General features: G+C 62.7%; 25 protein-coding genes, 1 tRNA gene and 1 pseudogene. 15 read left to right on the top strand and 12 right to left on the bottom strand.

Annotated elements, in window-relative coordinates:
• Positions 1-283 (top strand): annotated as a pseudogene (locus J6524_RS34605) (IS4 family transposase); the annotation flags it as partial.
• Between the two features lie 144 nt (positions 284-427).
• Here the strand turns inward: J6524_RS34605 and J6524_RS34600 are convergent.
• A complete protein-coding gene (locus J6524_RS34600) occupies positions 428-1,240 on the bottom strand; it encodes an RMD1 family protein (protein WP_225678384.1) in 813 nt (270 codons plus the stop codon).
• Between the two features lie 118 nt (positions 1,241-1,358).
• Between J6524_RS34600 and J6524_RS34595 the strand changes: the two genes are divergently transcribed.
• Complete coding sequence (locus J6524_RS34595; protein ID WP_225678383.1) at positions 1,359-2,027, top strand: MBL fold metallo-hydrolase; 669 nt, start codon at positions 1,359-1,361, stop codon at positions 2,025-2,027.
• A 24-nt stretch (positions 2,028-2,051) separates the two neighbouring features.
• Here J6524_RS34595 and J6524_RS34590 read toward each other — a convergent pair whose 3' ends face one another.
• Together J6524_RS34590 and J6524_RS34585 are read right to left on the bottom strand one after the other, a co-directional pair.
• Positions 2,052-3,263 carry an extracellular catalytic domain type 1 short-chain-length polyhydroxyalkanoate depolymerase gene (locus J6524_RS34590; RefSeq protein WP_225678382.1) on the bottom strand — a complete coding sequence of 404 codons (1,212 nt, stop codon included), beginning with the start codon at positions 3,261-3,263 and terminating at the stop codon, positions 2,052-2,054.
• 126 nt (positions 3,264-3,389) lie between these two features.
• Entirely contained in the window at positions 3,390-3,569 is a 180-nt protein-coding gene (locus J6524_RS34585; RefSeq protein WP_225678381.1) for a hypothetical protein, read from the bottom strand.
• Positions 3,570-3,825: 256 nt separating this feature from the next.
• On the opposite strand from J6524_RS34585, the gene J6524_RS34580 reads away from it, so the two are divergent.
• Both J6524_RS34580 and J6524_RS34575 read left to right on the top strand, forming a co-directional pair.
• Complete coding sequence (locus J6524_RS34580) at positions 3,826-5,067, top strand: LLM class flavin-dependent oxidoreductase (RefSeq protein ID WP_225678380.1); 1,242 nt, start codon at positions 3,826-3,828, stop codon at positions 5,065-5,067.
• A 294-nt stretch (positions 5,068-5,361) separates the two neighbouring features.
• A complete protein-coding gene (locus tag J6524_RS34575) occupies positions 5,362-6,738 on the top strand; it encodes a cytochrome P450 (protein WP_225678379.1) in 1,377 nt (458 codons plus the stop codon).
• A 95-nt stretch (positions 6,739-6,833) separates the two neighbouring features.
• Here J6524_RS34575 and J6524_RS34570 read toward each other — a convergent pair whose 3' ends face one another.
• Both J6524_RS34570 and J6524_RS34565 read right to left on the bottom strand, forming a co-directional pair.
• Positions 6,834-7,328: a cupin domain-containing protein gene (locus J6524_RS34570; RefSeq protein ID WP_225678378.1), complete on the bottom strand. Its 495-nt coding sequence runs from the start codon at positions 7,326-7,328 to the stop codon at positions 6,834-6,836.
• Positions 7,329-7,402: 74 nt separating this feature from the next.
• The gene (locus tag J6524_RS34565; RefSeq protein ID WP_225678377.1) at positions 7,403-8,245 is read right to left on the bottom strand and encodes an SDR family NAD(P)-dependent oxidoreductase; all 843 of its coding nucleotides are present in this window, start codon (positions 8,243-8,245) and stop codon (positions 7,403-7,405) included.
• Positions 8,246-8,433: 188 nt separating this feature from the next.
• Here J6524_RS34565 and J6524_RS34560 point away from each other — a divergent pair, with 188 nt between their 5' ends.
• Entirely contained in the window at positions 8,434-9,396 is a 963-nt protein-coding gene (locus tag J6524_RS34560; protein ID WP_225678376.1) for a sensor histidine kinase, read from the top strand.
• A 295-nt stretch (positions 9,397-9,691) separates the two neighbouring features.
• Positions 9,692-11,404, top strand: a complete 1,713-nt coding sequence (locus tag J6524_RS34555; protein ID WP_225678388.1) for a putative bifunctional diguanylate cyclase/phosphodiesterase — start codon at positions 9,692-9,694, stop codon at positions 11,402-11,404.
• Between the two features lie 63 nt (positions 11,405-11,467).
• Here J6524_RS34555 and J6524_RS34550 read toward each other — a convergent pair whose 3' ends face one another.
• Positions 11,468-13,399 carry a patatin-like phospholipase family protein gene (locus tag J6524_RS34550; RefSeq protein WP_225678375.1) on the bottom strand — a complete coding sequence of 644 codons (1,932 nt, stop codon included), beginning with the start codon at positions 13,397-13,399 and terminating at the stop codon, positions 11,468-11,470.
• 158 nt (positions 13,400-13,557) lie between these two features.
• Positions 13,558-14,637, bottom strand: coding sequence for an LLM class flavin-dependent oxidoreductase (locus J6524_RS34545; protein ID WP_225678374.1), 1,080 nt, complete (start codon positions 14,635-14,637; stop codon positions 13,558-13,560).
• A 139-nt stretch (positions 14,638-14,776) separates the two neighbouring features.
• Between J6524_RS34545 and J6524_RS34540 the strand changes: the two genes are divergently transcribed.
• On the top strand, positions 14,777-15,184 hold the full coding sequence (locus J6524_RS34540) for a YccF domain-containing protein (RefSeq protein WP_225678373.1): 408 nt from the start codon (positions 14,777-14,779) through the stop codon (positions 15,182-15,184).
• A 19-nt stretch (positions 15,185-15,203) separates the two neighbouring features.
• Here the strand turns inward: J6524_RS34540 and J6524_RS34535 are convergent, their stop codons facing one another.
• Entirely contained in the window at positions 15,204-15,680 is a 477-nt protein-coding gene (locus J6524_RS34535) for a universal stress protein (protein WP_225678372.1), read from the bottom strand.
• 173 nt (positions 15,681-15,853) lie between these two features.
• Here J6524_RS34535 and J6524_RS34530 point away from each other — a divergent pair.
• A tRNA-Arg gene (locus J6524_RS34530) sits at positions 15,854-15,930 on the top strand.
• 109 nt (positions 15,931-16,039) lie between these two features.
• Here the strand turns inward: J6524_RS34530 and J6524_RS34525 are convergent.
• Positions 16,040-17,257, bottom strand: coding sequence for an MFS transporter (locus J6524_RS34525; RefSeq protein WP_225678371.1), 1,218 nt, complete (start codon positions 17,255-17,257; stop codon positions 16,040-16,042).
• 156 nt (positions 17,258-17,413) lie between these two features.
• On the opposite strand from J6524_RS34525, the gene J6524_RS34520 reads away from it, so the two are divergent.
• From J6524_RS34520 to J6524_RS34500, 5 genes are all read left to right on the top strand, one after another.
• Positions 17,414-18,070 (top strand): LysR family transcriptional regulator, encoded by a 657-nt coding sequence (locus tag J6524_RS34520; protein ID WP_225678370.1) that lies wholly within the window; start codon positions 17,414-17,416, stop codon positions 18,068-18,070.
• A 209-nt stretch (positions 18,071-18,279) separates the two neighbouring features.
• Positions 18,280-18,906, top strand: a complete 627-nt coding sequence (locus tag J6524_RS34515; RefSeq protein ID WP_225678369.1) for a glutathione S-transferase family protein — start codon at positions 18,280-18,282, stop codon at positions 18,904-18,906.
• Positions 18,907-19,185: 279 nt separating this feature from the next.
• Positions 19,186-19,929 (top strand): sulfite exporter TauE/SafE family protein, encoded by a 744-nt coding sequence (locus J6524_RS34510; RefSeq protein ID WP_225678368.1) that lies wholly within the window; start codon positions 19,186-19,188, stop codon positions 19,927-19,929.
• A 294-nt stretch (positions 19,930-20,223) separates the two neighbouring features.
• On the top strand, positions 20,224-20,814 hold the full coding sequence (locus J6524_RS34505; RefSeq protein WP_225678367.1) for a helix-turn-helix domain-containing protein: 591 nt from the start codon (positions 20,224-20,226) through the stop codon (positions 20,812-20,814).
• A 52-nt stretch (positions 20,815-20,866) separates the two neighbouring features.
• Positions 20,867-21,628: an SRPBCC family protein gene (locus J6524_RS34500; protein WP_225678366.1), complete on the top strand. Its 762-nt coding sequence runs from the start codon at positions 20,867-20,869 to the stop codon at positions 21,626-21,628.
• A gap of 59 nt (positions 21,629-21,687) precedes the next feature.
• On the opposite strand, the gene J6524_RS34495 is transcribed toward J6524_RS34500, so the two are convergent.
• A complete protein-coding gene (locus J6524_RS34495; RefSeq protein ID WP_225678365.1) occupies positions 21,688-21,972 on the bottom strand; it encodes a GYD domain-containing protein in 285 nt (94 codons plus the stop codon).
• A gap of 141 nt (positions 21,973-22,113) precedes the next feature.
• Entirely contained in the window at positions 22,114-22,599 is a 486-nt protein-coding gene (locus J6524_RS34490) for a methyltransferase family protein (protein ID WP_225678364.1), read from the bottom strand.
• 199 nt (positions 22,600-22,798) lie between these two features.
• Here J6524_RS34490 and J6524_RS34485 point away from each other — a divergent pair, with 199 nt between their 5' ends.
• A complete protein-coding gene (locus J6524_RS34485) occupies positions 22,799-24,073 on the top strand; it encodes a GGDEF domain-containing protein (protein ID WP_225678363.1) in 1,275 nt (424 codons plus the stop codon).
• A 162-nt stretch (positions 24,074-24,235) separates the two neighbouring features.
• Positions 24,236-24,769, top strand: coding sequence for a bifunctional 3-hydroxydecanoyl-ACP dehydratase/trans-2-decenoyl-ACP isomerase (gene fabA / locus J6524_RS34480; protein ID WP_225678362.1), 534 nt, complete (start codon positions 24,236-24,238; stop codon positions 24,767-24,769).
• Between the two features lie 167 nt (positions 24,770-24,936).
• Here the strand turns inward: fabA and J6524_RS34475 are convergent, their stop codons facing one another.
• The gene (locus tag J6524_RS34475; RefSeq protein ID WP_225678361.1) at positions 24,937-25,161 is read right to left on the bottom strand and encodes a hypothetical protein; all 225 of its coding nucleotides are present in this window, start codon (positions 25,159-25,161) and stop codon (positions 24,937-24,939) included.
• Between the last annotated feature and the right edge of the window lie 146 nt (positions 25,162-25,307).

The following is a 25,307-nucleotide window of genomic DNA, read 5'->3' as shown; positions in this document are numbered from 1 at the left end:
TGTTCAGGCTCGCGACGGACGCAGCGCTGAACCTGCCAGCAACGCGTTCAACCAAGAGCAGATCAAGTTACTCGCCGCGCTTGCCACCAAATACGAAGGCAGGACCAAACTCCAAAGCAATCCCCATCGCCCGCAAACCTTGGCCTGGGCCTCATGGATCATTGCTCGCCTCGGCGGATGGGATGGATACCCTCGCACCAAACCCGGCCCCATCACCATGAGGCATGGCCTCCAATACTTCTTGGGCGTAGCTTCCGCCTGGGAAACCCTCAAAGACGTGTGAATCAGCTAGCGCGAACGCGGGGACCCATAACCACCGGCGCTTGTCGTTGCGCCGAGCTGGAGCTACGGCCGTCGCACAACAGACGCCTGTGGTTACGAGTCCCGGCTCGCGCTCGCGTTGCTCGCTTGGCCGGGACGACGGAGATCATGGATGCCGGCCCATGGCGAGCTGATAGATCGTCACCAGAACCTCGAACAGGATCAGGAGCACGATAATCACCTCGAGCCGCAGCGAGCGGCGGGTGTCGATGATATCGGTCAGCACCTGCGCGCTCTCGGCGATCACGGCGAGCTTGCTGTTCAGCGATTCCGCGCGCTCCTTGAGCTCGTACTCGTCGGCGAGGCGAGCATACAGCCGCTCCAGATGCGGCTTGTCCCAGAGCACGTCCGGCTTCTCCTCCACTTCGACCGGCCCCGACACCCGGTGGCGCACCAGAAGCGCGCTGCCGATATTCTGCAGGATCGAGCGGCGGCTGCCGCGCATGCGCCCGCTTCGCGCCAGCTCCCGCGCGAACGGTTCGGTCGTGTCGAACACGCTGGCAACCTCGCGCTCGTGCCGGGCCAGAACGACGCTTTTCGCTAGCGCCTCGCTGATCAGGATCAGCCGCTCGGGCGACAGGCTTTGCAGGCAGATCGGGCCGCCGGGCGGGATCTGCTCTTCCTTTTCCGGCGACAGCTCGATGATGGCGATTTCCTCATCGCGCCGTGCGAATTTCCCCATCATGCGCTGATCGAGGCCGCGAAGGAATTCTTCCTCTTCCAGCGCATTCAATCCGATCAGGACCACCACGCCGTAGCGGAAGAGTATAGCGATGCCATTGACATTGACGCGAAACGCAAGCGGTGTCGTGGCCAGCACATCGCCACGTTCGAGCCCCGACGTGTTCAGGCGCTCGCTGACAAAGAAGGCGCGGGCGGTGGTGCGGGACCCGACCACCGGCGATGATACCTGGTTCATGGAACACCCGACTGCTGAAGCTGGCGCAACCTTATCACGGCGCCGTGTAGGTCGCTTGAAGGTTACATATCGATGCAACCCGTGTTGACCCCCTCCGCGGGATGAATATGTTGGCCTTATGGATAACAAAACCGATACCCAGGCGAAGGCCGGTGCGATGATCGTGCCGGTGACGCTGTTCGAGCAGAACTGCACCATCATCTGGCACGAGCCTTCCAAGAAGGGCGTCGTGATCGATCCCGGCGGCGACGTTCCCCGGATTCTGGAGGCGATCAAGCAGACCGGCGTCACGATCGAGAAGATCTGGCTGACCCACGGCCATATCGACCATGTGGGCGGCGCCGCCGAGTTGCGCGATGCGTTGCAGGTTAGAATCGAGGGCCCGCACATCGCCGACAAGTTTCTGCTCGACAACGTGGTCTCGAGCGGAGAGCGATTCGGCATGACCGGGGTGCGCAATTTCGCCTCCGACCGCTGGCTCGACGAAGGCGATCAAGTCTCGATCGGCGAACTGGCCTTCGACATCCTGCATTGCCCAGGCCATTCACCGGGCAGCGTGGTGTTCTTCAACAAGGAATTGCGCTTCGCCCATGTCGGCGATGTCTTGTTCAGCGGCTCGGTCGGGCGCACCGACTTGCCCGGCGGCAGCCACGCCACGCTGATCAATTCGATCAAGCAGAAGCTGCTGCCGCTCGGCGACGATGTCGGCTTCATCTGCGGCCATGGCCCGGGCTCCAGCATCGGCCAGGAGCGTCTGACCAATCCGTTCCTGACCGGCGAAATGTGAGCGGAAGGGCGCGGCGAAACGCGGCTATTTCATCAACCCCGCCGCCGTCAGCGCGCGGGTGATGATGGCGCCGACATCGATGCCGCGGCGCTTCGGTTCGCGCGGCATCGGCGTGGGCTGGCGAACCGGCTTGTGAGTCCTCGACCATAGCCTGGCGGCGAGATCCGACGACTGCAGGGATTCTGTGGCTGCGGATGGCACGATCTTCGCTGCTGGCGCCGGCTTGGGCGCCTCGCTGGTCGGACTGACGCGATCAGTGAGGCCGAAAAAATTCGCGATGTGATAGGACGAGGAAATCCCCGCCTCGATCAAAAAGGCGCCTTCCGCGCCATAGCGCTCGTCATTTCCGGCGAGCCCCAGCGGCGTGCCGTGGGCCATGTCGGTGATGGTGTAGGATTCGACGACCGTCTCGCCGTCGGCATTCCACCAGACGTCGCGCGGATGACCATGGACTTCACCGCTCGACATCGGCGCGGCCGGCAGGCCGTGAACGTCGAGCCACTGCTTGACGATCTCATCGGCGTTGGCCGGATTGACGGTGCGGTCGGCGCTGCCGTGCCACACCGACACTTTCGGCCACGGTCCTTTGTGCTTCGACGCCTTGCGCACGAGGTCGCCGAGCTTGCCGGCGGGACGCGAGGTCGACTGCATCATGCCGCCGAGCGCTTCGCGGACATTGCTCGCGATGCCGTATGGCAGGCCGGCGATGATGGCGCCGCCCGCAAAGACTTCCGGATAGGTCGCCAGCATCACCGAGGTCATTGCGCCGCCGGCGGAAAGCCCGGTGATGAAGATGCGGCGCGAATCGATCTTGTGATCGGCCACCATGCGCGCGACCATCTGGCGGATCGACGCGGCTTCGCCGCGGCCGCGCGCGATATCGCCTGGATTGAACCAGTTGAAACAGGTGTTGGCGTTGTTGGCGGGCTGCTGCTCAGGCATCAGCAACGCAAAGCCATAGCGTTCGGCGAGCGTCGACCAGCCGGTACCGAAATCATAACCGGCGGCGGTCTGGCCGCAGCCGTGGAGGACGACAACGAGGGCGGAAGCGCGCGGCAAAGCGTCCGGCACATAGGCGTACATTTTGAGCGCGCCGGGATTGGTGCCGAACACCGAAATCTCGGCGAGCGGACTCTGCGCCCCCGAAACGGCGCTTCGGCCATAGCTTCCCAGGCCATTGAAGCCGTTCAGCTTCGGGAAATGGCGCAGGAATTCGACGTTTTTGGCGAGCGACAACGATGGCTCCTGGGGCGATTCTTCTTAACCACGGATACCAAGGACAGATAGTTGTTGCATCGCAAAAGAGAAAGGCCGTGCACTGTCATTCCCCACAATCAAATTTCGGCAATTGACGTGAATTTGTCATCGCGTGACGCGACGCATCCATGTCAGAAATACGGCGCAGGCGATGATCGACTGTACGAATAGAGCTGACGTCGCCAGCGATGCGAGCCGCACCGCTCCGATGGAGTCGATCGCGAAAAATACCACGACGATCGCTACGCCGGCGGCAATGGCGATCTGTGCCGTCGTGCTGTACATGCCCGACCCGCGCCAGCTCGCCGGCTTCACCGTCGAGAGCACCACACTCGATAGATGCCATTACAAGTCCCTGCCCGTAACTGACGCAGTGAGATCGGATCGCCCCAAGGAATCTGAATTCCGGGCGGCGGCATGCCGCCGCGCTCGCGCGACCACCATGCGCTTGCCGCAGGGTTCGAGCATTGCGTTGCAATGTCTCACCCCGTACCTTGGCGCCGACCAACTCCAAGAACAACAATTCCGGAGAGAACGATCCATGGCACGCCTGAAATTCGGAGCCTTTCTCGCCCCGCATCACCCGATCGGCGAGAATCCGCTGCTGCAGTTCCGCCGCGACCTCGATTTCGTCGAGCAGATCGATACGCTCGGCTTCGACGAGTTCTGGTGCGGCGAGCACCATTCCTCGGGCTGGGAAATGATCGCCTCGCCGGAAATGTTCCTGGCCGCCGCCGGCGAACGCACCAAGCGTATCAAGCTCGGCACCGGCGTGATCTCGCTACCCTATCACCATCCCTACAACGTCGCGCAGCGCATGGTGCAGCTCGACTGGATGACCGGCGGCCGTGCCATCTTCGGCTCGGGACCAGGTGCGCTGGCGTCCGACGCGCATACGCTCGGCATCGATCCGATGACGCAGCGCGACCGCCAGGACGAGGCGATCGCGATCATCCGACGCCTGTTCAAGGGCGAGCGCGTCACGGCGAAAAGCGACTGGTTCACCATGCAGGACGCTGCGCTGCAGCTGCTGCCGCTGCAGGAAGACATGCCGTTCGTGGTGGCGTCGCAGATCTCGCCCTCAGGTATGACGCTCGCCGGCAAATACGGCATCGGCATCATTTCGCTCGGTTCGATGTCGACGCAGGGCCTGATGGCGCTGCCGACGCAATGGGGCTTTGCGGAGGATGCCGCAAAGAAGGCCGGCACCACCGTCAGCCGCTCCGACTGGCGCGTGCTGCTATCCTGGCACATTGCCGAGACGCGCGAACAGGCCGCACGCGAGGCCGGCCCCGGGCTGATGCGTTGGCACAATGAATATAATGTCCGCACGTTGCAGCGGCCGGGGCTCGAGCCGTTCACTTCGCCCGAGGATGCCGTGGAGAAAACCGCAGGCGGCGAGAACGCGGCATCCACCATCGGCACGCCGGATGACCTGGTGAAGACGATCAAGAACCTGATGCAGGTCTCCGGCGGCGTCGGCGCCATCATCGGCTTCGTGCACGACTGGGCCAACCCGGAGAATACGCGGCGAAGCTGGGACATGGTGGCGCGCTATGTGATTCCGGAGATCAACGGCTATGTCGCCAAGCTGCGTGAATCGCAGAAATTCCTGATCGAAAACCGCGCAGTGTTCGACCGTGCGGGTCAGGCCGTGATGGCCAAGATCATGGAAAATGAAAAAGCCGCCGCGGCCCTGCCGCTGACCGGCCCGGGCCGGGTCGCCATCCCGACCGTGAATGCACCCGACCTGCAGAAGGAAGCCGCCAAGCGCAAGACGTGACTCTCGTCAGGTAAGGGAGGGATTTCTCTCCGTCATTGCGAGCGTTAGCGACTTGTCCGCCGAAGCCTTGGCGAAGGCGGAAGCAATCCATAGCACGGCATGCGGAGGTATGGATTGCTTCGTCGCTTCAGCGACAAAATTGCTTTGCAATTTTGTCGCGCTCCCTTGCACAAACGCTTTGCGTTTGTTGCAGGCAATGACGGGGTAAGCAGTGGTGCCCTATTTAAGCCCGCGACAAAGCCGCCAACTCGTGGATAATATTGGCGACTTTCGAGACTCAACGGAGCAACAGCCATGTCGATGCAGAGTGTGGCTTCTCCCGCCAATATACCGGTGCCGCCGAACCCCAAGGCGTTACGGCACATTCCCGGTAACGAGGGTTGGCCGTTCATCGGCAACACGCTGGCGGTGCTGGCCGACCCCAAAGGACAGATTGAGAAATCGGCCGCCAAATACGGTTTGATCTACCGTACCCATCTGTTCGGCGAGACCAGCGTGACGATGCTCGGGCCCGAGGCCAACGAGCTCGTGCTGTTCGACCAGGCGCGCCTGTTCTCCTCCACCCATGGCTGGGGACCGATCCTCGGCCGGTTGTTTCCGCGCGGGCTGATGCTGTTGGATTTTGAAGAGCACCGCCTGCACCGCCGCGCACTGTCGGTCGCGTTCAAATCGGGGCCGATGAAGTCCTACCTCGTCGATCTCGACCGCGGCGTTGCCGCGCGGGTCAAGCAGTGGAAGGCGCGGCCCGGCGAGATGCTGGTGTATCCGGCAATGAAACAGCTCACGCTCGATCTGGCGGCAACGTCGTTCCTCGGCGCCGACATCGGGCCAGAGGTCGACGAGATCACCCGCGCCTTCGTCGACATGGTGGCGGCAGCCGTGGCGCCGATCCGGCGACCGCTGCCGTTCACGCAAATGGGCCGCGGCGTTGCAGGCCGCAAGCGGATCGTCGCCTACTTCGCCGAACAGATTCCGATGCGCCGCGCGCGGGGCGGCGGCGACGACTTGTTCTCGCAACTGTGCCAGGCGACGCATGATGACGGCGCGCTGCTGTCGACCCAGGATATCATCGACCATATGAGCTTTCTGATGATGGCAGCGCATGACACGCTGACATCGTCACTGACCTCCTTTGTCGGCGAGCTTGCCGCCCACCCCGAATGGCAGCAGCACTTGCGCGAGGAAGTCAAAGGCCTCGGCATCGAGGCCAACGATCCCTCCAGCATCGACAATTTGGAGAAGATGCCGCTGTCGGAAATGGCGTTCAAGGAAGCGCTGCGACTGAAGCCGCCGGTGCCATCGATGCCGCGCCGCGCGGTGCGTAACTTTTCGTTTAGGGGGTACGAAGTTCCCGCCGGCACGCTGGTCGGGGTCAATCCGCTGTTCACGCACCATATGCCGGAGATCTGGCCCGAACCGGACAGGTTCGATCCGATGCGTTTCTCTGACGAAGCACAGCGCAACCGCCACCGCTTCGCCTGGGTGCCGTATGGCGGCGGCGCGCATATGTGCCTCGGCCTGCACTTCGCGTACATGCAGGCGAAATGCTTTGCCCGGCATTTCCTGCAGAATCTCAGTGTCTCGCTAGAGCCCGGCTACAAGGCGGACTGGCAGATGTGGCCGATCCCGAAGCCGCGGGATGGCTTGCGCGTCGTGCTGAAGCCGGTGTGATAGGCGTGTAGGATGGGCAAAGCGCAGCGTGCCCACCCCGTCTCAGGATTGCCGCTTGGAAAGGTGGGCACGCTTCGCTTTGCCCATCCTACAGACTACTTCACCAGCGTCGTGAGTTGCGCGCCCTCATCGGCGACGAACACTGCGATCAATTCCGCAGGCTCGGTGGCAGAGGCATTGGCAGAGACCAGATGCGTCGAGCCGGGCGGCTCGAAGAAGGACTGGCCGACGCCAAACGTCTCGACCGGGCCACCGGCGAGCTGCGATCGGATTTCGCCCTTGGTGACATAGGCAGTGACAGAGCCGGCATGCCGGTGCGCAGGCGTAAATCCGCCGGGGCCGTAGAATACGCGGACAATGGTGACGCGCTTGCCCGGTACGTTCGGCAGTGCATGCGAAGAGATCGGCTCGACGACATCCTGCAAGCCCGTCACGCTATTGGCGCATAGCGGCTCGATGATCGCCGAGACCGCGTCCATGGTCGACGGCGGCGCCTTGCCGATGACGAAAGCGCAGGCGAGGCCGGCGATGACGGCAAGGTAGAATGGACGGCCTTCCGACAGCGGCGACAGTTGGAATGTTGCAGACATTTGCGTCTCCTTTGTCCCAAACTATGGCCGTCATTGCGAGGAGCCAACGGCTCGCAATGACGGCGTCATCTTCTTTATCCCGCCCCCTGATCGAACGCCTTCTTCAGCGCGACGTAGCCCTGCTGCTGCTGGCTCCAGTTACGGCCACCGGTTATGGCGCCGTCGACAACGAGATCGTGGCCGTTGATGAAGGAGGATTCGTCGCTGGCAAGAAACACCGCGGCATGCGCGATATCCTCGGGCAGACCGGCGCGCGGAATCGGCTGGGCCGACTTGTAGACCTCACGCATCACGGCCGGGGTCTTTTCGGCGGCCTCGACCGACAGGCCGAGCGCCTTGCCGAAAATGCCGGTCGCGATCGCGCCGGGCGAAATCGAGTTGACGCGGATGTTGGCTTCGCCAAGCTCCATGGCCACGCATTTGGTGAGGTGGATGACGGCGGCCTTTGCCGCGCTATAGACCATCGAGGATGAAAAGCCGGCAAGGCGACCCGCGATGCTGCCATTGTTGATGATGCTGCCGGAACCCTGCCTGCGCATCTGCGGGGCCGCATGTTTCATGCCCAGCATGACGCTGCGCACCAGCGTCGCCATTGCGGCGTCGAAACGCTCGACCTCGAGGCCTTCGATGCCGCCGGTCTGCGCCGGCCCGCCGGCATTGTTGAACAGGCAATCGATGCGGCCGAACTTTTCCACCGAAAAGGCGATCAGCGCCTTCACTTGCTCTTCCACCGTGACGTCGGTCTGGCGAAACACGCAGTCAGCGCCAAGCTTTTTGGCCAGCGCCTCGCCCTCGAGCGCGCGACGCCCAGCGATCACGACTTTTGCGCCTTCGGCGACGAAGAGTTCCGCGGTGTGCAGTCCGATGCCGCTCGTCGCACCTGTGATCACCGCGACCTTGCCGTCCAGCCGTCCCATTGCGTCCCCCTCGATCAGTGGTTGACACCACTATCCCCGCCCCTCGCCGACAAGGCAAGCGAGCTTGTTCCATCGCCATCATCAGCGGCTTGTTTCGGACACCCTGTCATCGCCGGCTCAGAAATCTCCTATTTTCGCTATGATCGGCCTTATTTTGGATTCGCTGATCACGTGAAGTGACAAGCCCGATGAAGAAATTGATCGACGAATTGAGGCGCGGCTGGCAGGGAATTTCCCAGCCCTCGCTGCTTTTCAGCACAGCGTTTGCGGCCGGCTGCCTCGCGCTGTCGACGCTCGCCCGGTGGGGCGTTGCCCAGCTTCGCCCCGACGTATTCTTCACGCCGTATTTCCCGGCCGTATTCCTGGCCGCGGCCGTCGGCGGCGCCCGGGTCGGAATCGCAACGGCGATCGCGGGAGGCGTGCTCGGCGTCACCGTCAATTTCGGCAGCGCGACTGCCGATCCCGCGCGGCTTGCGCTGCTCGTGATGTTCTGGGCGGTTTGCGGCATCGCCATCTGGGGCGTCGAGCACTACCGGACCATCGTCGCGCAGCAGCGGGAAGATTCCAAACGCCTGATCAAGGAGGAAGAATACCGCAAGCTCCTGGTCGAGGAGTTGCAGCACCGGCTCAAGAACAAGACCTCGACGATCCACGCCGTGCTCCACCAGGTGCTGCAGGACCAGCCGCAGATCTGGAGCAGCATCGATGGGCGCCTGCGCGCATTGTCGGCTACCGACGATTTGATCGCGCGGCTCGACGGCAGCGGCTGCGATATCAAGGACATGCTGCGTTCCGAACTCGGCCCTTACGGCCATGTCCGATTCAATTTGAACGGGGACTCGTTATTCCTGCCGGCCAAGCTCGCAGTAAGCCTGGCACTGATCTTTCACGAACTTGCGACCAATGCCGGCAAATACGGCGCGTTCTCTTCAGCCCGCGGGCTGTTGCAGGTGTCATGGTCGGTATCGGAGGGTCGTCTCAACATCACCTGGGATGAGACCGAAGGTCCCGTGATCGAAAAGGTCGGCCCGGCTGGCTTCGGCACCAAGCTATTCCAATCGGCGCTTCGCGCCTTCGACGGCAAGACCGAAATCCGCTTCCTGAAGTCAGGCGTGCATTGCACGATGCAATGCCGGATTCCCGCAAGCTAGGCCAGATTGGACTCCCGCTCGTTTTTCGACGCATCCGTCGCGATGCAGAGTCGCATTGCGTTTTTCGCGATACATGAACCGAAGTTCACTTCGCAGCCGTGCTCTCTCGCATCACGTTGATATTCTGTTAATGACGATCGAGCCAATACGATCGGAAATCGGCGACTTTTACGGTTGTCCCGGTTTTTCGTAGTTCCACTTAACCAATGCTACAAGGGCCTTTGCCAATCTCCGTGGCATGCATAGTCCCTACAAGAAAGACTTTCAGGCGGCGGCGACGCAGGCCAACGAAAGCATGTTTGATTGCGAATTGAGCATTCTGCGGGATGTCTTCAAGCTGCTGCCGGCCGGCGTGACGGTTCAGGACGAGAGCGGCGAGTTCGTGCTGATGAACGATGCTGCGGCGGTCCTCCTGCAGCCGGCTAAGACGGGCACGGCTTCACAGCTAAGCGACCGCCGCGAAACCTGCCTCGAATTGCTGCGCGCCGGCCGCCCCGCCGTGCTGGAAGAGGCCATTGCCGGCGGCTCGACCAAGCAGGTGTTTCTGACCTCGCACCGCCCCATCCAGGTCGCAGGGCGCAATTTCCTGATCTCGAGTTCGACCGACATCAGCGAGCAGAAGGCGTTCGAGGACCACCTGTTCCGCTCCGCCTACTACGACGAGCTGACCGGACTGCCGACGCGGCGCGTGATCGAGCACCGCGTCAACAGTCTCCTCAAATACGACAACGGACAGGGCCGTTTCGCGCTGGCCTTCCTCGACGTCGACAATTTCAAGCACATCAACGACTATTACGGGCACCCGGTCGGTGACGCACTGCTGGTGGAGATCGCCAAGCGGCTGGGATTGGACTTGCGCGAATCCGACATCCTGTCGCGGATCAGCGGCGACGAGTTCGTGCTGTTGCTCAACCCCGTCGAGAGCGTCGCCGAGGTCGAGGAGTTCATCCACTTCATTCTGCAGCGGCTGAAGGCGCCGTTCTTCATCGATCAGTCCGAGATCTTCGCCTCGACCTCGATCGGTGTCAGCCTCTATCCCGAACATGGCCGCAGCTATGAGGTGCTGCGCCAGAACGCCGATATCGCGATGTACCGCGTAAAGAACGGTAGCAAGGGCGCGGCGGCGCTGTTCGACGCCAGCATGGAGCGCGAGGCGCTGGCGCGCATGAAGATCGAGCAGTCGTTGCGGCTTGCCATCCTGGAAAAGCGCTTCTGCTGCGCGTTCCAGCCCAAGGTCGATATCCGGACCCAGGCGGTCACGGGGGTCGAGGCCCTGGTGCGCCTGCGCGACGACGAGGGCGTAATTCAGGCGCCCAGCACCTTCATCAACCTGGCCACCGAACTCGGCCTGATCGACGAGTTGACGCATCTCGTGCTGGCGGAGATCGTGAAGTCGATCGACCTGATCAACGAGACCTTCGGCGCCGACACCACGATCAGCATCAACGTCGCAGCCAAGCAGGCCGGCAATCCCGAATTCATGCAGCCATTCGCCGAAGCGCTCGAAGCCACCGGATTCCCGCAGCGCTTCATGATCGAGGTGACGGAAGACGCCTTCGTCACCAAGACGCACATCCAGGACGAGATTCTGCCGATCTTCCGAAAGCTCGGCGTCAAGATCTCGATCGACGATTTCGGCATCGGCTATTCGTCATTATCGGCGCTGGCCGACATCACCGCCGACGAGATCAAGATCGACCGCTCCTTCATTACCGACATCCATAAGCGTCCGCGCAGCCAAGGCATCCTGCGGGCGATCGAATCGTTGAGCGAAGCGCTCGGCATGACCGTGATCGCCGAGGGGCTCGAAAGTTTCGAGGAGCTGGCGTATCTGCAGGCTGCGACCAAGATCCGCTATGCCCAGGGCTATTATTTCTCGAAGCCGATTTTCCTGGAAGACCTCAAGCTGGCGACCCCGCGCGCCAGCGAGGCGCGCGCCAGCGTCAGCAGCCGTCCGGCGCAGGAGACCCGCGCCGCCTATTCGCGTAGCGGCGGCTATCGCCGCTAGAGGGTGAAGCGCTCGCCACAAACGGCGCTTCATCCCGCGATCACGGCCAAAGCAGATGCAGGGCTATCTGTTCAGCGCACTGAAGCCGGCCGCCGAAGCGAGGCGGCTATTGGGTGCGCGGCTGGAGACCGAGGCCGCGGTCTGACGCCGCTCCAGCGCGGCGGTGTCGAGGATGGCTGCAATCGCCGTGCTGCCGCCCGCCTCCAGTGCCACGATGGCCTCCTTGGCCCACGCATAAGAGGCTTCAAAGATTTCCGTGTGTCGATCGAAATCCGTGACATCGATGTCGAGCGGAAGCGGCGGCCGCATCACCGTGTCGAACGGGCCGGTCGGCAATGTATCGTAGCGCTGATGCGCCACGAGGCTTCGCCACAATACGTTCACGGCGCTCGGCGCCTCGGGCAGCAGCTTCTTGCGGAACGGCGTCAGCATCGCGGCGATCAGCTCTAGCCGCCCCGGCAGCGATTCATAGTCGACGTCGAACATCTCCGCCGCCGGCTCGCCGAAATGCACGATGAGATTGGGACCGCTCTTGAGCTGGTGCATCGAGGCCAGCGGCACGTTGTCGATGAGACAGCCATCGACCAGCATCGCCCCTTCCCGCGTGTAGAATGGCGGCAACAGCCCGGGGATCGCGCTCGATGCACGCACCGCCTGCCAGAGCGGGCCGGAGCGGATCAGTTCGAGGCTATGTGTCGAAAGGTTGGTGGCGACGGCCGCGAAGGGGCGCCAGATGTCCTCGATCCGGCAGTCAGGGCCGTATTGTTGCGCCAGCGCGCGGTCGAACGCCTTGTGGTCCAGCAGGGAGTAACGTGGCCAGGTCGGCCGGCGGAAGCTTCGGCTCTTGACGAAGATTTCGTGCGTCCCGCGTTCGAGATGTTCGGCTTCGAGATTTTTGGCAAAGCCGGCCACCATGGCGGAGCCGACGCTGGTGCCGACGAAGATATCGAACATCACGCCGCGTTCGCGGAACGCCTTGTAGATTCCGACATGGGCGGTGCCGAAGCTGCCGCCGCCGGCGGCAACGAAGCCGACCGCCCGGCCGCAGAGAAAGCGGATCAGGCTGTCGATATCGACCTGGTCTTCGAGGGCAACATGGTGATGCATGAAGGACGGCAGCCGGGCGAGCCATGCCGCGGTACCGGAGACCGCGCCGCTTCGCTTGTCATGGATGCGGACGAGGCGGCGCGCCGAAATCGAATGAACTTCGCAGGCAAAGGCCTCGATGTCAGTCAACACCGCCGCGGGCGCTTCCCCGCGGCAGGCGAACACGACCATGTCGGCCTGCCGGATCGCCTTGCGCGCCCAGGGCGACGCCTCGTGGCCGGCGAGATAGACGACCAGCGGCGCTGTGTGCTCGAGCTTGTTCAGCCATTCGGTAACTTCATGCGCATCGAGCGCGCGCCCGGGAAACATTGCGTGCAAGCGGGCGGCATCGACGATCTCGGCATTGGTCGCAGCGAGCCCCTCGCGCATGCGGCGATCGAAAGTGACAGGCGGCGGCTCGACGCCGCCGCCGATCAGCGCCACCGTTCGCGCCTTCGGCGAAGTGCGGAACGGCGCGATGCGCGCGGTCTCCCTGGCGAACCGCTGCGCGAGCGCCGCGAGCAGCGCCTCCACGATGGCGGGAGCTTCGGCGACGAGCTTCTGATAGGCCGGGCGCGTCAGCGCCAGCACGCTGGTGTCGCGGATCGCGATCACGTCGGCGGTGCGCGGCACATTGGCGAAGAAACCGATCTCGCCGACCAGTTCGCCGGCCCGAAGCTCGGCGATCGGCTCGAGATAGCCGGTCTTGCGCACCGCGAGCGCGCCATGCAGCACGAGGAAAAGCGAGTCCGACGGCCCGCCTTGCGCGACCAGCATCTGCCCGCGCACCAGATCTTGCCGGACCATGGCGTTGAGTGCTTTCAGCCGCTGTTCGGAACTGAGCGTTCGAAACAGCGCGAATTCTTCTAGCGCAGAGCTCCAGGCAAGGACCGAGCTCGACCCACTCATTTTGGCGGTACCCAGTTGAAACGGTCCGACTTTAGCGCCGCGCCCCCATCACCGCGAGTGATATAAAGGCTTGCACCGCAGCGCATCGCAGCAATAGACCCGGCTCCAAATGACCCTGCAGATGCACTGCAGCATGACTGACCTATCCCTATCCTGCTCTAAGCCGCCCATCGGCCGCGGTTGTTCTCGGCGAGAATGGGCCGGATCAGCCGGCCGAAGCGCTCGGCTTCCTCGTCGTGCAGATAGCCGGAAAGGCAGAAGGAATGGCAGCCGGCATCAATGAACTGCTGCAGCGTGTCGGCGCACTGGACGGGATTACCGACAACAGCAATGCCGGCGCCGGGGCGCACCTTGGTGATGCCAGTCCACAGATGGGGAAGCAGCAGATCGCCATGTTCGCGCGCGAGCTGCTGCACGCGCATGTTCGCCTCCGAGCGGTTGTAGAGCGTCTTCATTTCCTGCTTCTGCCGCTCTGTCGCGTGCCGCACCAGTTGATCGGCGGCATCCCAGGCGTCTGCCTCGTTCTCGCGGCAGATCACCTGCAGCCGCATGCCGAACCCGATGTCGTTTTCGCGGCCATGTGCGCGCGCCATCTGCCTGATCTCGGCGATGTTCGAGACGATCTTCTCCGGCAGGTCACCCCAGAACAGATGCACGTCGGAATGTTTGGCCGACAATTCCCAGGCTTGGCGCGAGCCGCCGCCGAGATAGAATTTCGGAAAGGGCTGCTGGAGGGGACGCGGCCTGATATGCGCGCCCGATAATTTGTGAAATTTTCCCTCGAAGTTTACCGGCCCTCGGGTGGTCCACAGCGCTTTCAGGATCGAGACCTCTTCCTCCATCAGCTCGTAGCGTTCTTCCTTCGGGTAGCGCACGCCCTCGCCTTCGACCTCGCTCTCGTTCTGGCCGGCGATCAGATTGATGCAGATGCGCCCGCCCGACATCTGGTCGAAAGTCGAGATCATTTTTGCGAGCAGCACCGGGTTGATGTAGCCGGGCCGCGCCGCGATCAGCGGCTTGATGGACGATGAGCGCGCCGCCATGAAAGCGCCGGTGATCCATGCTTCCCAGCACACCGAGCCGACCGGGATCAGCAAATATTCGAAGCCGGCTTTTTCGGCCGCCTGCACCACGCGGTCGCAAAGTTCCGGCGAGCCCGGAATCTGCGCTTCCATCAGGCCATAGGCCGTGGTGTCGCCATGCGTGGGCAAATACCAGCCGAATTCGAGCGGACGCATGACGTTTCTCCTCATCGACGCTTGTTGCCTGGTCGTTAGGCAGGAGAGTTTAACGGCTGCGAGACGCACGGCAATCGGGTTCCGCTCGCAAGGCGGTTTTCGATTTCATTCGCACGCGCGGCAAGATAGAGTCTTATCCATGTCACCCGTCTCGCTGCTGCTCAACATCATCTGGATCGTTCTCGGCGGCGCATGGATGGCGTTCGGCTGGCTGATCGCCGCAATCGTCATGGCAATCACGATCATCGGCATTCCCTGGGCGCGGGCCGCGTTCAATATCGCCGCTTACACGCTCTTCCCGTTCGGCTTCACGGCGGTCTCCCGCGACATCTATACCGGGCAGGAGGATATCGGCACCGGGCCGCTCGGGGTGATCGGCAACATCATCTGGCTGGTGCTGGCGGGATGGTGGCTCGCGCTCGGCCATGTCGTCACAGCCGTCCTGCTCGCCGTGACGATTATCGGCATTCCCTTTGCCTGGGCACACCTGAAGCTTGCCGGCATCGCGCTATGGCCGATCGGCAAGATCATCGTTCCCGCGAACTAAAGCTCGGATCGGCCTCAGATTATGGCGAGGCCGTCGCTTCCGCCGGCTTCAGCCGTTCGAACTCGGCGTCGCTGATCTCGGTCTGCGCCACCAGCACGCTGCAGCGCAGGCGCTTGACGAGATAGCTGCCGATCGAACCGAACCAGCGCGCCAGCGCCCCCTGCGGGCGATGGCCGACGACAACGAGATGCGCGCCGATTTCTTCGGCGACCTCGGCGATTTTCTGCCCGGCATCGCCGACCTCAAGCCGGGTGGTCGGCGCAAATCCCAGCGCTTTTAAGCGCTCGGCGCCCTCGTTCAGGATGGCCTTGTAATCCTCGGTCTGCAGCTCGATCGGGATCGTGAGCCCGGCCTCCGGCGTCATGATCGAGGAAACCTCAACGACGGCGAGCAAAAAAACCTCGGATCGGCAGAGTTGTGCGAGCTTTGCGCCCTCCCGCAACGCGCGCCGCCCCTCGACCGAACCGTCATAGGCGAGAAGAACCTTCTTATACATCGGACGTCCCCATCCATGGCGAAAAGTTCAACGAGCCAAGACTAGCACCAATCGGCGGAAACGGATCGGAATTTTGCGCCGGAAACGCGGCTCTCGCCCCACCATCTTCGTCTCACGACCTCGCCAAGGGCCGGTTGCCCATGCCCGGCCAATCGGCTAAATGGAGCGGCGAAGCACCCGTAGCTCAGCTGGATAGAGCGTTGCCCTCCGAAGGCAAAGGTCACACGTTCGAATCGTGTCGGGTGCGCCACTTCGTTTTTCGCTATCGCCGCCAAAAGCTGTTGCTGCGCGCTGGTCTGGATGCGCGCTTTCTTGATCGCGTAGTCACCGCGGGTCAGGTCACAAGTCTAGTCTCGCATCTAGGCCGCGGCGCAGGCGCCGACAGCACGCCGACGCTTGCGGTGTAGCAGCCAGACTGCGATCGCCATGTTCGCGATGTTCCAGGCGATGCCATTGATCAGCGCCGAAGCGTAGGAACCGGCCCAGTCGTAGATTGCGCCGGCCATCCAGCCCCCCAGCGCCATGCCCGCGAGAGTGACCGAGATGGCGAGGCTGACGCGAAAGCCAGCCTCCTGCGCCGGGAACAGCTCACGGATGATCACCGCATAACTCGGCACGATGCCACCTTGCGCCAGGCCGAAAACAGCGGAAATGACGTAGAGTGAGACCAGCCCGTCGAACGGCAGATAAAGCGCGAGTGCAATGGCCTGCATCGCCGAGCCCAGCAGCAAGGTCGGCAGGCCGCCGATACGGTTCAACACCCAGCCGAAGATCAGACGGCTCGCCACACCAAAGCCGAGCATGACCGCCAGCATCTCGGCGCCGCGCGCAGGGCCGTATCCCAGATCGCCGCAGTAGGCGACCAAGTGGACCTGCGGCATCGACATGGCGACGCAGCAGCACATGCCGGCCAAGGCCAGCAGGCCCTGGGTGACACTCGGAGCCAGGCCTATGGCTTGGATGGTATTGCCGGTGCTCGCCGCTTCGAGCGTAGCCTTGTGAAATACCGGCCGCCGTAGCAGAACCAGGGAGAGCGGCAGCATCGTTGCCAGACAGAATATGCCGATGCCGATATGGGTCTGCCGCCAACCGATCGCAACGATGGAATGTTGGACGATTGGTGGCCAGACCACTCCGGCAAGAGAGCTGCCGGCCGTAGCCAAGGAAATGGCGAGGCCGCGGTGCCTATCGAACCACAGCGAGACGTCGGCCACCAGGGGCGCGAAGCTCGCTGCGCCGCCGAGTCCGATCGTGACGCCGGAGATAACCGCGAAGACAGACAGGTTCGGAGCGGAGGCAGTGAGGATGTAGCCAAGGCTCATCAAGATCGTGCCGCTGGCCAAGGGTGGCAAGATGCCGAATCGATCCGCCAATCGGCCGACAATGATGCCGCCGATCATGAAGCCGATGGTGGCGAGTGTATAGGGCAAAGTCGCGTCGGCGCGAGACGCATTGAAATCGGCCTGCACTGCCGGCAACGCCACGACCAGAGACCACATGCCGACGCAGCCCAGTGTACTGAGGGTGATGGAGACGACGAGGCGAATCCAGGAATACGAAGTCTCGATCGACGGCATTTCAGGCGGCACTGCGGCAGATTTCCTTGGGGTTTGCGTGCAGGTTCAGCCATGGGGTATCGCCCGCCTTCACCGGCGACAAAGCAGGATTTCTCTTTTGTAGAGCGAGCGAAACTCATGCATGCTCCCGCCCTACCGCATCGCTCGGAGCCGGCCATGACGTATCTGCTGCCGCCACTCAATGCCCTGCGCGCCTTTGAGGCCGCCGCCCGCCATCTCAGTTTCAAGCAGGCCGCCCACGAGCTGCACGTCACTGCCGGTGCCGTCAGCCAGCAAGTCCGCCTGCTGGAGGAGCGGCTAGTCGTGCAGCTGTTCGAGCGACGGACACGGCAGGTCATTCTGACTTCTGCCGGCGAAACCTATCTCGCGCGCATACGTCAGGCGTTTCGTTGCCTCGCCGAGGCCACTGCCGAACTCAAGCCTGAGGGCGTCACAAGTCTGCTGCATATCGGGGTACACGCGAGTTTTGCCGTTGATGGGTTGCGGACGCGCCTGGCACAATTCCGCCAGGCCCAGCCGCAGGTCGCCCTTCGCATCAGCCAGCCGGCGGGGCTGCACGAGTTGCTCGAAGGCAAGGTCGATGTCGTGATCGCGGAAAGGGTGCAGCGCTGTCCAGGCTACAGGTGCGAGCCTCTGGGGAGCGGCTTCCTGATCGGCCCGCTCGGCACCGCCGATTGTCCGGAGATCGAAACCCTGCGGTCGTGCCTGCTTGGCCACGTCGAGCGTGAGCCCCCTACCACAGCCAAGGCGCCGCTGGTCGGCGACGCGGCAAGCCCAGCAGGCAGACCATCTAAGCCTTTCTTTTCCGTCTGAACGCGGTGTTTCGCATTCTCGTTGCATGCATTTCGGCGTCATTGAGGAAGCCGCTAGTCTAGCTAGTGAACCCACGAGGGCACCGCGCAAAGGCGTACTACAAAATCGCCGGTGCTCGGCGCACTACCGATTGGATCGCGGAGCAGGCTGCGGCATTGTCAGCATGCTTGCTGTGTGCAGGTATCTCAAGCAAACGCCAAGGAGATCCCATGTATATCCTTTATCACTTTCCATTTTCTCAGCATGGGCGACGGGTCGTCGCGCTACTCGAGGAAGCTCGCATTCCCTACGAGTTGCGCGTCGTCGACATGGCGTCCGGCCAGCACATGTCTGACGACTTCCGCAAGATCAATCCGAACCATCAGGTCCCGGTGCTGATCGATGGAGATCTCACGCTCACCGAGTCGAACGCAATTCTGCGCTACCTCTGCACCAAGCATGACCTGGTTCAGTGGTATCCTCGCGCCCTCGACGCGCGCGCCCAGGTGGAACAATGGCTTGACTGGAACCAGTGCCGCCTCGGCCCCGCCGTGGTCGATATCGTCCTCAACAAAGTATTCCTCGGCCCCAATGGCGACGCCTCCGCAATCGGGCGCGGCGAACGGCGATTGGCCGATGTGGCTCCGGTCTTGGAAGCGAGGCTGTCACGTTCCGCCCATGTCGCCGGAGACACGCCGACCATCGCGGACCTGTCGATCGCGTCGAACCTGACCCAACTCTCTCTTGCCGACGCTTCGCCAAAGACGCCCGCCATCCTTGCATGGTATCGCAAAATGGAAGCGCTAAGCGGTGTCAGGGCATCGTGCGCGCCCATGCAGGCCAAGACGAACGGTTGAAGCAGATGGGATCACCACCGCGACTGGAGCACCTGTTCGATCCCGCTGTTTCGCTAGCTGTCATGTACGATCGACGTCTGTCTGATATAAGTCCCGGTCGAGCGTCCCCGTGATCGTGGATGCCTTGCGAATGGCGTTGTGAGCGCCACCGGCACGCTTCCGTGCGAACCGCTGCTTGCACGAAAAACGTGTCAAACCCGCCATCGGCACGTGACGACGGAGGCGCGTCCTCGCTATAACACGTGACCACGCGGGACACAGGCTGCGGATTGCCAATCGATGGACGTTCAGTTTCTCATTCTGATCGCGATCGGCTTTGTCGCGCAAATGGTCGATGGGGCCCTCGGCATGGCGTTCGGCGTGATCGCAAGCTCAAGCCTGATTGCCGCAGGCGTTTCTCCCGCCCTTGCGAGTGCAGCCATTCATGCCGCGGAAGTCGTCACCACCGCGATTTCGGGCGTATCGCATCTGTGGAACAAGAATGTCGACTGGAGACTATTCCTCAAGGTGGCGATCGCCGGCGTCTGCGGCGGTATCTTCGGCGCTTATGTTCTGACCGGTCTTCCCGAAGCCATCGTCAAGCCTGTTGTCACAGTTTATCTGAGCGCCATGTCAGTGCTGATCCTCGCACGCGTGGCCGGATGGAAGCTGGATCAGTGGCGGCCGCCGACACCGCTTGTGGGCGCTGGCGGCGGCTTTCTGGATGCGATCGGGGGCGGCGGCTGGGGACCGCTGGTCGTCGCGACGCTGGTTGCCGCCGGCGACAATCCACGCCGCACAGTGGGTTCGGTGAATGCGGCCGAGTTCTTTGTCACTTTGAGCGTTTCAGCCGCCTTTCTGACGAAGCTGGATTTCGCGCTCTATGGCCAGCTCGCGCTCGGACTTATCATGGGCGGCGCGCTGGCTGCACCGCTTGCCGGCTATCTCTTGCGCGTCCTGTCGCCGCGCGTCACGTTGATCTTGATTGGCATAGTCCTTGCGGGCCTCAGCCTCGTGAACTTGGCAGGCCTTTTCTTGCAGTGACCGAGATGGCCGCGCCACCTCGACGAGGCGGCCGCTGTTATGTTGCCGTGTGACTCCGTTTCACCGAGAGCAACGGCTTGCGCATCTCATGATAGGCCGAAGACGCAGGTCGCATGTCTACCGTGCGATATTCCGATGTCGCACCGTTCATCATCCCGCGACAAGGTGCGATCGGAGCGTGTTCTCGCAGAACCGGCGGCAGGTCCGGCAAGATTTGGCGCCGGCGGCGCAGGACGGGATGCTGCATCGTGGCGTCCATCTTGACAAAAAAATTTGTCAATGCGACAAGGGCGCATGCTCGAACTTGATGTCATTGAGGCCCCCGCGGCCGCGGCGCTGGCGCTGGACCCGATAAAGACTCGATTATTGGCGGCACTTTCAAAGCCAGCCTCGGCCGCCGCGCTCGCGGGGCAAGTTGGCCTCACGCGCCAGAGGGTGAACTACCACCTGCGCGCATTGGAGGAGCACAAGCTGGTCGAACCGACCGAAGAGCGTCAATGGGGCGGACTCACGGAACGTCTTATGGTCGCGACGGCATCGTCCTATGTTGTCTCGCCCGCTGCCTTAGGTCCAATCGGCGCCGATCCGGCCCGCAACAACGACCGTCTATCAGCCAGTTATCTCATCGCCTTGGCAGCCCGCATCGTCCGCGAGGTCGGCGACCTGTGGCGGACTGCCCGCCAGAAGGACAAGCGTCTCGCCACCCTTTCGATCGACACTGTCATCCGCTTCCGATCGCCTGCAGATCGCGCGGCCTTCACCTCAGATCTCGCCAATGTCGTCGCGGCGCTGGCGGCACGCTATCACGACGAGAGTACACCGGGCGGACGACCGCACCGGCTCGTCGTGGCGTCCTATCCAGCGCCCCGCGACGCTCAGTCCTGAAAGGATTCCCATGCCACTCAAGAAGGATGAAACCGGAAAGCGCTGGGTCGAGATGGAGTTGATCGTGCCTGGCACGCCTGAGCAGGTGTGGCAGGCGATGGCGACGGGACCCGGCAATACTGCCTGGTTCACCAAGACTAAGGTTGACGAGCACATCGGTGGCGCCATCCACTTCGACTTCGGCCCTAATGGAACCGCCACGGGCGAAGTCACGGCTTGGGAGCCGCCATTCCGCTTCGGCTATGTCGAACGCGAGTGGAGCGAAGGCGCACCGCCCGTCGCGACCGAGGTCACCATAACCAGCAGGTCGGGCGGCCGGTGTGTCGTCCGCATGGTCCATTCGCTGTTTGCCTCGACAGACGATTGGGATGATCAGTTGGAAGGGTTCGAAAGCGGGTGGCCCGGCTTCTTTGAAGTGCTTCGCGTCTATCTCTCGCACTTCGCTGGTAAGAAGGCGGCGTCCCTCTTCGTCATGACCCGCGACGAAGGCGCCCAGCTTGGGGTCTGGAAACGCCTGACCGAGAAACTCGGTCTCGCCGCCGCAAACGTCGGCGAAGAGCGGACGACACCACAACAACCAGAGAGGCTGTCCGGCATTGTCGAACGCGTGCAGCAGGATGCCACGCAGCGCTATATCATGCTGCGCCTGAATGCTCCGGCCTCCGGCATTGCCCTCATCGGGACTTACGGCACCGACAGCGGTACAAATGCAAGCATGGGCCTTTACTATTATGGCGACGACGCAGAACAGCGCGCCGCAGCGAGCGAGCCGAGGTGGCGGCATTGGTTCGGCGAGAGCTTCAAGCGGCCTTAGCATCGCGCAAGCGCAGTGGCACAGGCTTCGCAGGAAAGCCGTGAGCCACCACGAGGCGCTTAGCCCACCGCGTCCTTAATCGCGGTTTCGAAGGTCTTTGCGTCGAAGGCCGGCATGCTCTGGATCCGCCCCAGACCCTGGGTCGCGTACCAGACGGAGAACGCGAGCATTGCCCCCTCATTCGGGGCATCGACGATGTCGACGAAATCGTAGTAGCCCTGCGTGTAGTGGATCGACTCGACCTTGATGCCAAGCTTGTCGAGTTTTGTCTTGGCTTTGTCGATCCGCTCCGATTGCTTGCTTGCCCACTCCGGGCTCAGATTTCCAAGCAGCACATATTTCATGGCCACCTCCATCTGATATCGATCAGTTGCGCGAAGGACCACACCACTATACGCCTTCCGGCGACCCATGCCCATGCTGTTCTGCGCAGCGTAAACGGCGAGGCACGGGTTCCCCGGCCCTCGTATCCTGGCCGGCAGGCTCTACAGCCAGCGCCGTACCTGCGCGCAGTAGCGACGATAGACGTCGCCGAACTTGCGCTCGAGATAGGCTTCCTCGCGGGCGACCACGCCGTAGCGGATGACGAGCGCGAAGGGCACCAGCATCATCAACAGCCAGAGGCTGTTGAAGGCAATGGCGAGGCCCATGAGCCCCAGCACCATACCGAGATAGATGGGATTGCGGGTGAAGCGGTAGGGGCCAGTGTCCACGATGGTCGTGGACGGCAGGTTGGTGGGCACGTTCGAGCCGGCCCGGGTCATGGTAGTAATCGCCCACGCAACCAGCGCCAGCGCAAGGGCAAACACTATCGCGCCGAGCCAGCCTGCGGGTAGCGCGGCCGGCAAGAACGGCAAGGGCAAGAGCCAGTTGAGCACGAATCCGGCAAGCACCGCCAGCGCCCACGCGATCGGCGGCCGGACAATCACATTCGCGGTATCTGCCGTGTCAGCCATGCCGGGACCGGTCAACCTGCGCTCCTGTTGATGTGGCCAGCCGAGGATAATTTGCAAGGCAGCGCAAATCGGAGGCAATCCGAGATCTGCCGGTTGGAGCGCGTGGCGGGCCACCGCTTCCCAGAATTCGGAAAGCCGTTCGACGACGTTTACCGACTATCGCAAGCAAATCGTAGCACCGATTTGGTGCAGGGCCTGCGACCGGGCAGGAACCATGCCGCTACTCTACGTTCCGACAATCTACGTGCTGATGCTGTCAGTGATGGTGCTGCTCGGCGCGCTGACCTTCTTTGCCTGGCTGCAAAATCGCGCGGTCCGCGCGCTTGCCTGGTGGAGCGGCGCAGTGCGCGTGATGGCGGCCGCGCTTGGCCTGCTCTGCCTGCGCGGCACGATCCCGGACGTCTATTCGGTCGACATCGCCTATGTGGTGCTGTTCAGCGCCTGCGCGCTGATGCTGGAGGACGCGCGCTGCTTCGAAGGCAAGCGGCCGAGCCCCGCCGTCCTGCTCGCCGGTGCGCTGGCTTGGATCGCAGCCTGCCAGATCCCGCCGCTGTACGATTCCGCCACGGCGCGCATGATCATGGTGTCAGCTGCCGTAGGCTCCTATTCGATCGGCTGCGCCTACGTGCTGTGGAGGGGCCGCGCCGAGCCGCTGCTGTCGCGCTGGCCACTGATCGTGCTGACCGCGCTCGGTGGCGGCTTGTTTCTCGTGCGCATTCCGCTCGCCTTGGCGTCTCCGCTCGCAGAGGCTCCGATCACCAGCTTCGATGCGCTGCGGTCGTTCTGGTTCGCGATCGTGAGCACGTTCACCTTGCTCTACTTCATCGCCATCAACTATCTCTTTCTGGCGCTCACCAAGGAGCGGAGCGAGCTCGCGCACAAGCGCGCCTCGATGACCGATGCGCTGACTGGCCTCGCCAACCGTCGTGCCTTCATGGAATTCGCCGAGCAGCGGTTGAGCGCGCCGGCGAGCGGAACGGTCGCGTTCCTCCTGTTCGATCTGGATTACTTCAAGGCGATCAACGACAGTCATGGGCATTCGATGGGCGACCGCGTGCTGCGGCTGTTCGCGCACACGCTCTCTGCCAATTTGCCGCGGGACAGCATCGCGGGCCGGCTTGGGGGAGAAGAGTTCGCCGCGATCGTCAGCGGACCTGACCAACAGGCGACGATTGCGGCTGCCGAGCGCGTGCGCGGGAGTTTTGCGGCGGCGGCGCGGATCGTGGACGGGGTTCCGATCGCCGCCACGGTCAGTATCGGGCTCGCCCATGCGCACGACCGACCGGCCGACATCGAGGCGCTATGTGAGCGCGCCGACAAGGCGCTCTATCAGGCGAAGGCGCTTGGCCGCAATCGGATCGAGAGCGCCGTCGACGAACTTGTCCCGCTTGTACCCGATGCGTCAGTCGAGGCCGACGTCATGCCGGCCGAGCTTCCGATCCCGCTGTCCCAACAAGCGCAGCGCGCAATGAAACGGGCGGCAGCCTGATCGCGTCAGCGTAGCTCCGACGAGCCGCGGCGGCGTCCATCGTCCGGGAGTTCATGGCCGCCCATCGTGGAAAGCTGGTTATCGGCTCACGCACCGGGTACTATTCATCTGCATATTAGCGATGACGATGCAGCCACCCACCAAACATCGCCAGGTGACGCCGTGTTAACCAACCCTCGCGATTGTCACACGCCGCAATCGTCCTACAGCAAAGAAGACCTGCTCAAATCGAGCGAGGGCGGCTATTTCGGCCCCGGCAATGCGCAATTGCCGGCACCGCCCATGCTGATGATGGACCGTATCGTCGAGCTCAGCGTGGATGGCGGCGAGTTCGGCAAAGGCCATGTCGTGGGCGAGCTCGATATCACGCCGGACCTCTGGTTTTTCGACTGTTACTTTCGCGGCGACCCGGTAATGCCGGGGTGCCTCGGTCTCGATGCCATGTGGCAGATTATCGGCTATTGGCTTGGCTGGTCGGGCTCACCGGGCAAAGGCCGCGCCGTGGGCGTCGGCGAGGTCAAGTTCCAGGGCGGCATCAATCCGGACACAAGGCGCGTGCGGTATGAGGTCAGCATGCGCCATGTCAGGCGCGGCAAACTGGCCGTTGCAATTGCAAACGGCCGTGTCTTTGCCGACGACGCCTGCGTCTATTTTGCGAAAGATTTGAGGGTCGGGCTGATCGCATCCGCCACCTGATGTGCCGCCGCGAGCGGGCCTTAAGTGCGCGGAGAATTTCGATCGTATCGCCAGTCGCCAGCTTGATCGATCGTTACCGTCAGGGGCGGCGAAGGCAGACAGATATCACCCTCGCCGGCCGAAATTTCGTTAACTCAAGGCGCTTCCGTTTCCGAATGCGACCGCCATCAGTTCACGGCGTAGCTCGCGGAATGCGCCGGCGCATTGCCGGAGGTCGCGTGACAGAAGGCCTCAAAATAAGCTTCGAGCTCGGCGACGGCGCGATGTTCCCATTCGCTGGCTTGCGCCAGCAGGGAACAGCTGTTCAGCGGCCGGTAAGCTGCGGTTTGCCGGCACAGCGACGCGATGGTGCGGTAGCGGCGAACGTTTTCCAAGATGGCCAGGCCGTTCATATCGGAATCTCCCCATTTCTTTTCCCGAGACGAATTTGCGGCAGAACGATTTTCGATTGGTTAGCGCGTTGAGGAGAGCGCGCGCGTGGTTTCCTAACGGTTGATAGTGGATGTTCGGCGAAATTGACGCCGTGCGCCGCCCAAAG

This window comes from Bradyrhizobium hereditatis (assembly GCF_020329435.1).
In the GTDB taxonomy this organism is placed as follows: domain Bacteria; phylum Pseudomonadota; class Alphaproteobacteria; order Rhizobiales; family Xanthobacteraceae; genus Bradyrhizobium; species Bradyrhizobium hereditatis.
Note: the sequence above shows the minus strand (reverse complement) of the source record. Positions and strands in the feature narration are given on the sequence as shown.

Coding starts and splice junctions, on each gene's coding strand:
- J6524_RS34600 (WP_225678384.1), bottom strand. CDS start 1,240: ATGAACCAGGTATCATCGCCGGTGGTCGGGTCCCGCACCACCGCCCGC.
- J6524_RS34595 (WP_225678383.1), top strand. CDS start 1,359: ATGGATAACAAAACCGATACCCAGGCGAAGGCCGGTGCGATGATCGTG.
- J6524_RS34585 (WP_225678381.1), bottom strand. CDS start 3,569: ATGTACAGCACGACGGCACAGATCGCCATTGCCGCCGGCGTAGCGATC.
- J6524_RS34580 (WP_225678380.1), top strand. CDS start 3,826: ATGGCACGCCTGAAATTCGGAGCCTTTCTCGCCCCGCATCACCCGATC.
- J6524_RS34575 (WP_225678379.1), top strand. CDS start 5,362: ATGTCGATGCAGAGTGTGGCTTCTCCCGCCAATATACCGGTGCCGCCG.
- J6524_RS34570 (WP_225678378.1), bottom strand. CDS start 7,328: ATGTCTGCAACATTCCAACTGTCGCCGCTGTCGGAAGGCCGTCCATTC.
- J6524_RS34565 (WP_225678377.1), bottom strand. CDS start 8,245: ATGGGACGGCTGGACGGCAAGGTCGCGGTGATCACAGGTGCGACGAGC.
- J6524_RS34560 (WP_225678376.1), top strand. CDS start 8,434: ATGAAGAAATTGATCGACGAATTGAGGCGCGGCTGGCAGGGAATTTCC.
- J6524_RS34555 (WP_225678388.1), top strand. CDS start 9,692: ATGTTTGATTGCGAATTGAGCATTCTGCGGGATGTCTTCAAGCTGCTG.
- J6524_RS34550 (WP_225678375.1), bottom strand. CDS start 13,399: ATGAGTGGGTCGAGCTCGGTCCTTGCCTGGAGCTCTGCGCTAGAAGAA.
- J6524_RS34545 (WP_225678374.1), bottom strand. CDS start 14,637: ATGCGTCCGCTCGAATTCGGCTGGTATTTGCCCACGCATGGCGACACC.
- J6524_RS34540 (WP_225678373.1), top strand. CDS start 14,777: ATGTCACCCGTCTCGCTGCTGCTCAACATCATCTGGATCGTTCTCGGC.
- J6524_RS34535 (WP_225678372.1), bottom strand. CDS start 15,680: ATGTATAAGAAGGTTCTTCTCGCCTATGACGGTTCGGTCGAGGGGCGG.
- J6524_RS34525 (WP_225678371.1), bottom strand. CDS start 17,257: ATGCCGTCGATCGAGACTTCGTATTCCTGGATTCGCCTCGTCGTCTCC.
- J6524_RS34520 (WP_225678370.1), top strand. CDS start 17,414: ATGACGTATCTGCTGCCGCCACTCAATGCCCTGCGCGCCTTTGAGGCC.
- J6524_RS34515 (WP_225678369.1), top strand. CDS start 18,280: ATGTATATCCTTTATCACTTTCCATTTTCTCAGCATGGGCGACGGGTC.
- J6524_RS34510 (WP_225678368.1), top strand. CDS start 19,186: ATGGACGTTCAGTTTCTCATTCTGATCGCGATCGGCTTTGTCGCGCAA.
- J6524_RS34505 (WP_225678367.1), top strand. CDS start 20,224: ATGCTCGAACTTGATGTCATTGAGGCCCCCGCGGCCGCGGCGCTGGCG.
- J6524_RS34500 (WP_225678366.1), top strand. CDS start 20,867: ATGGAGTTGATCGTGCCTGGCACGCCTGAGCAGGTGTGGCAGGCGATG.
- J6524_RS34495 (WP_225678365.1), bottom strand. CDS start 21,972: ATGAAATATGTGCTGCTTGGAAATCTGAGCCCGGAGTGGGCAAGCAAG.
- J6524_RS34485 (WP_225678363.1), top strand. CDS start 22,799: ATGCCGCTACTCTACGTTCCGACAATCTACGTGCTGATGCTGTCAGTG.
- J6524_RS34475 (WP_225678361.1), bottom strand. CDS start 25,161: ATGAACGGCCTGGCCATCTTGGAAAACGTTCGCCGCTACCGCACCATC.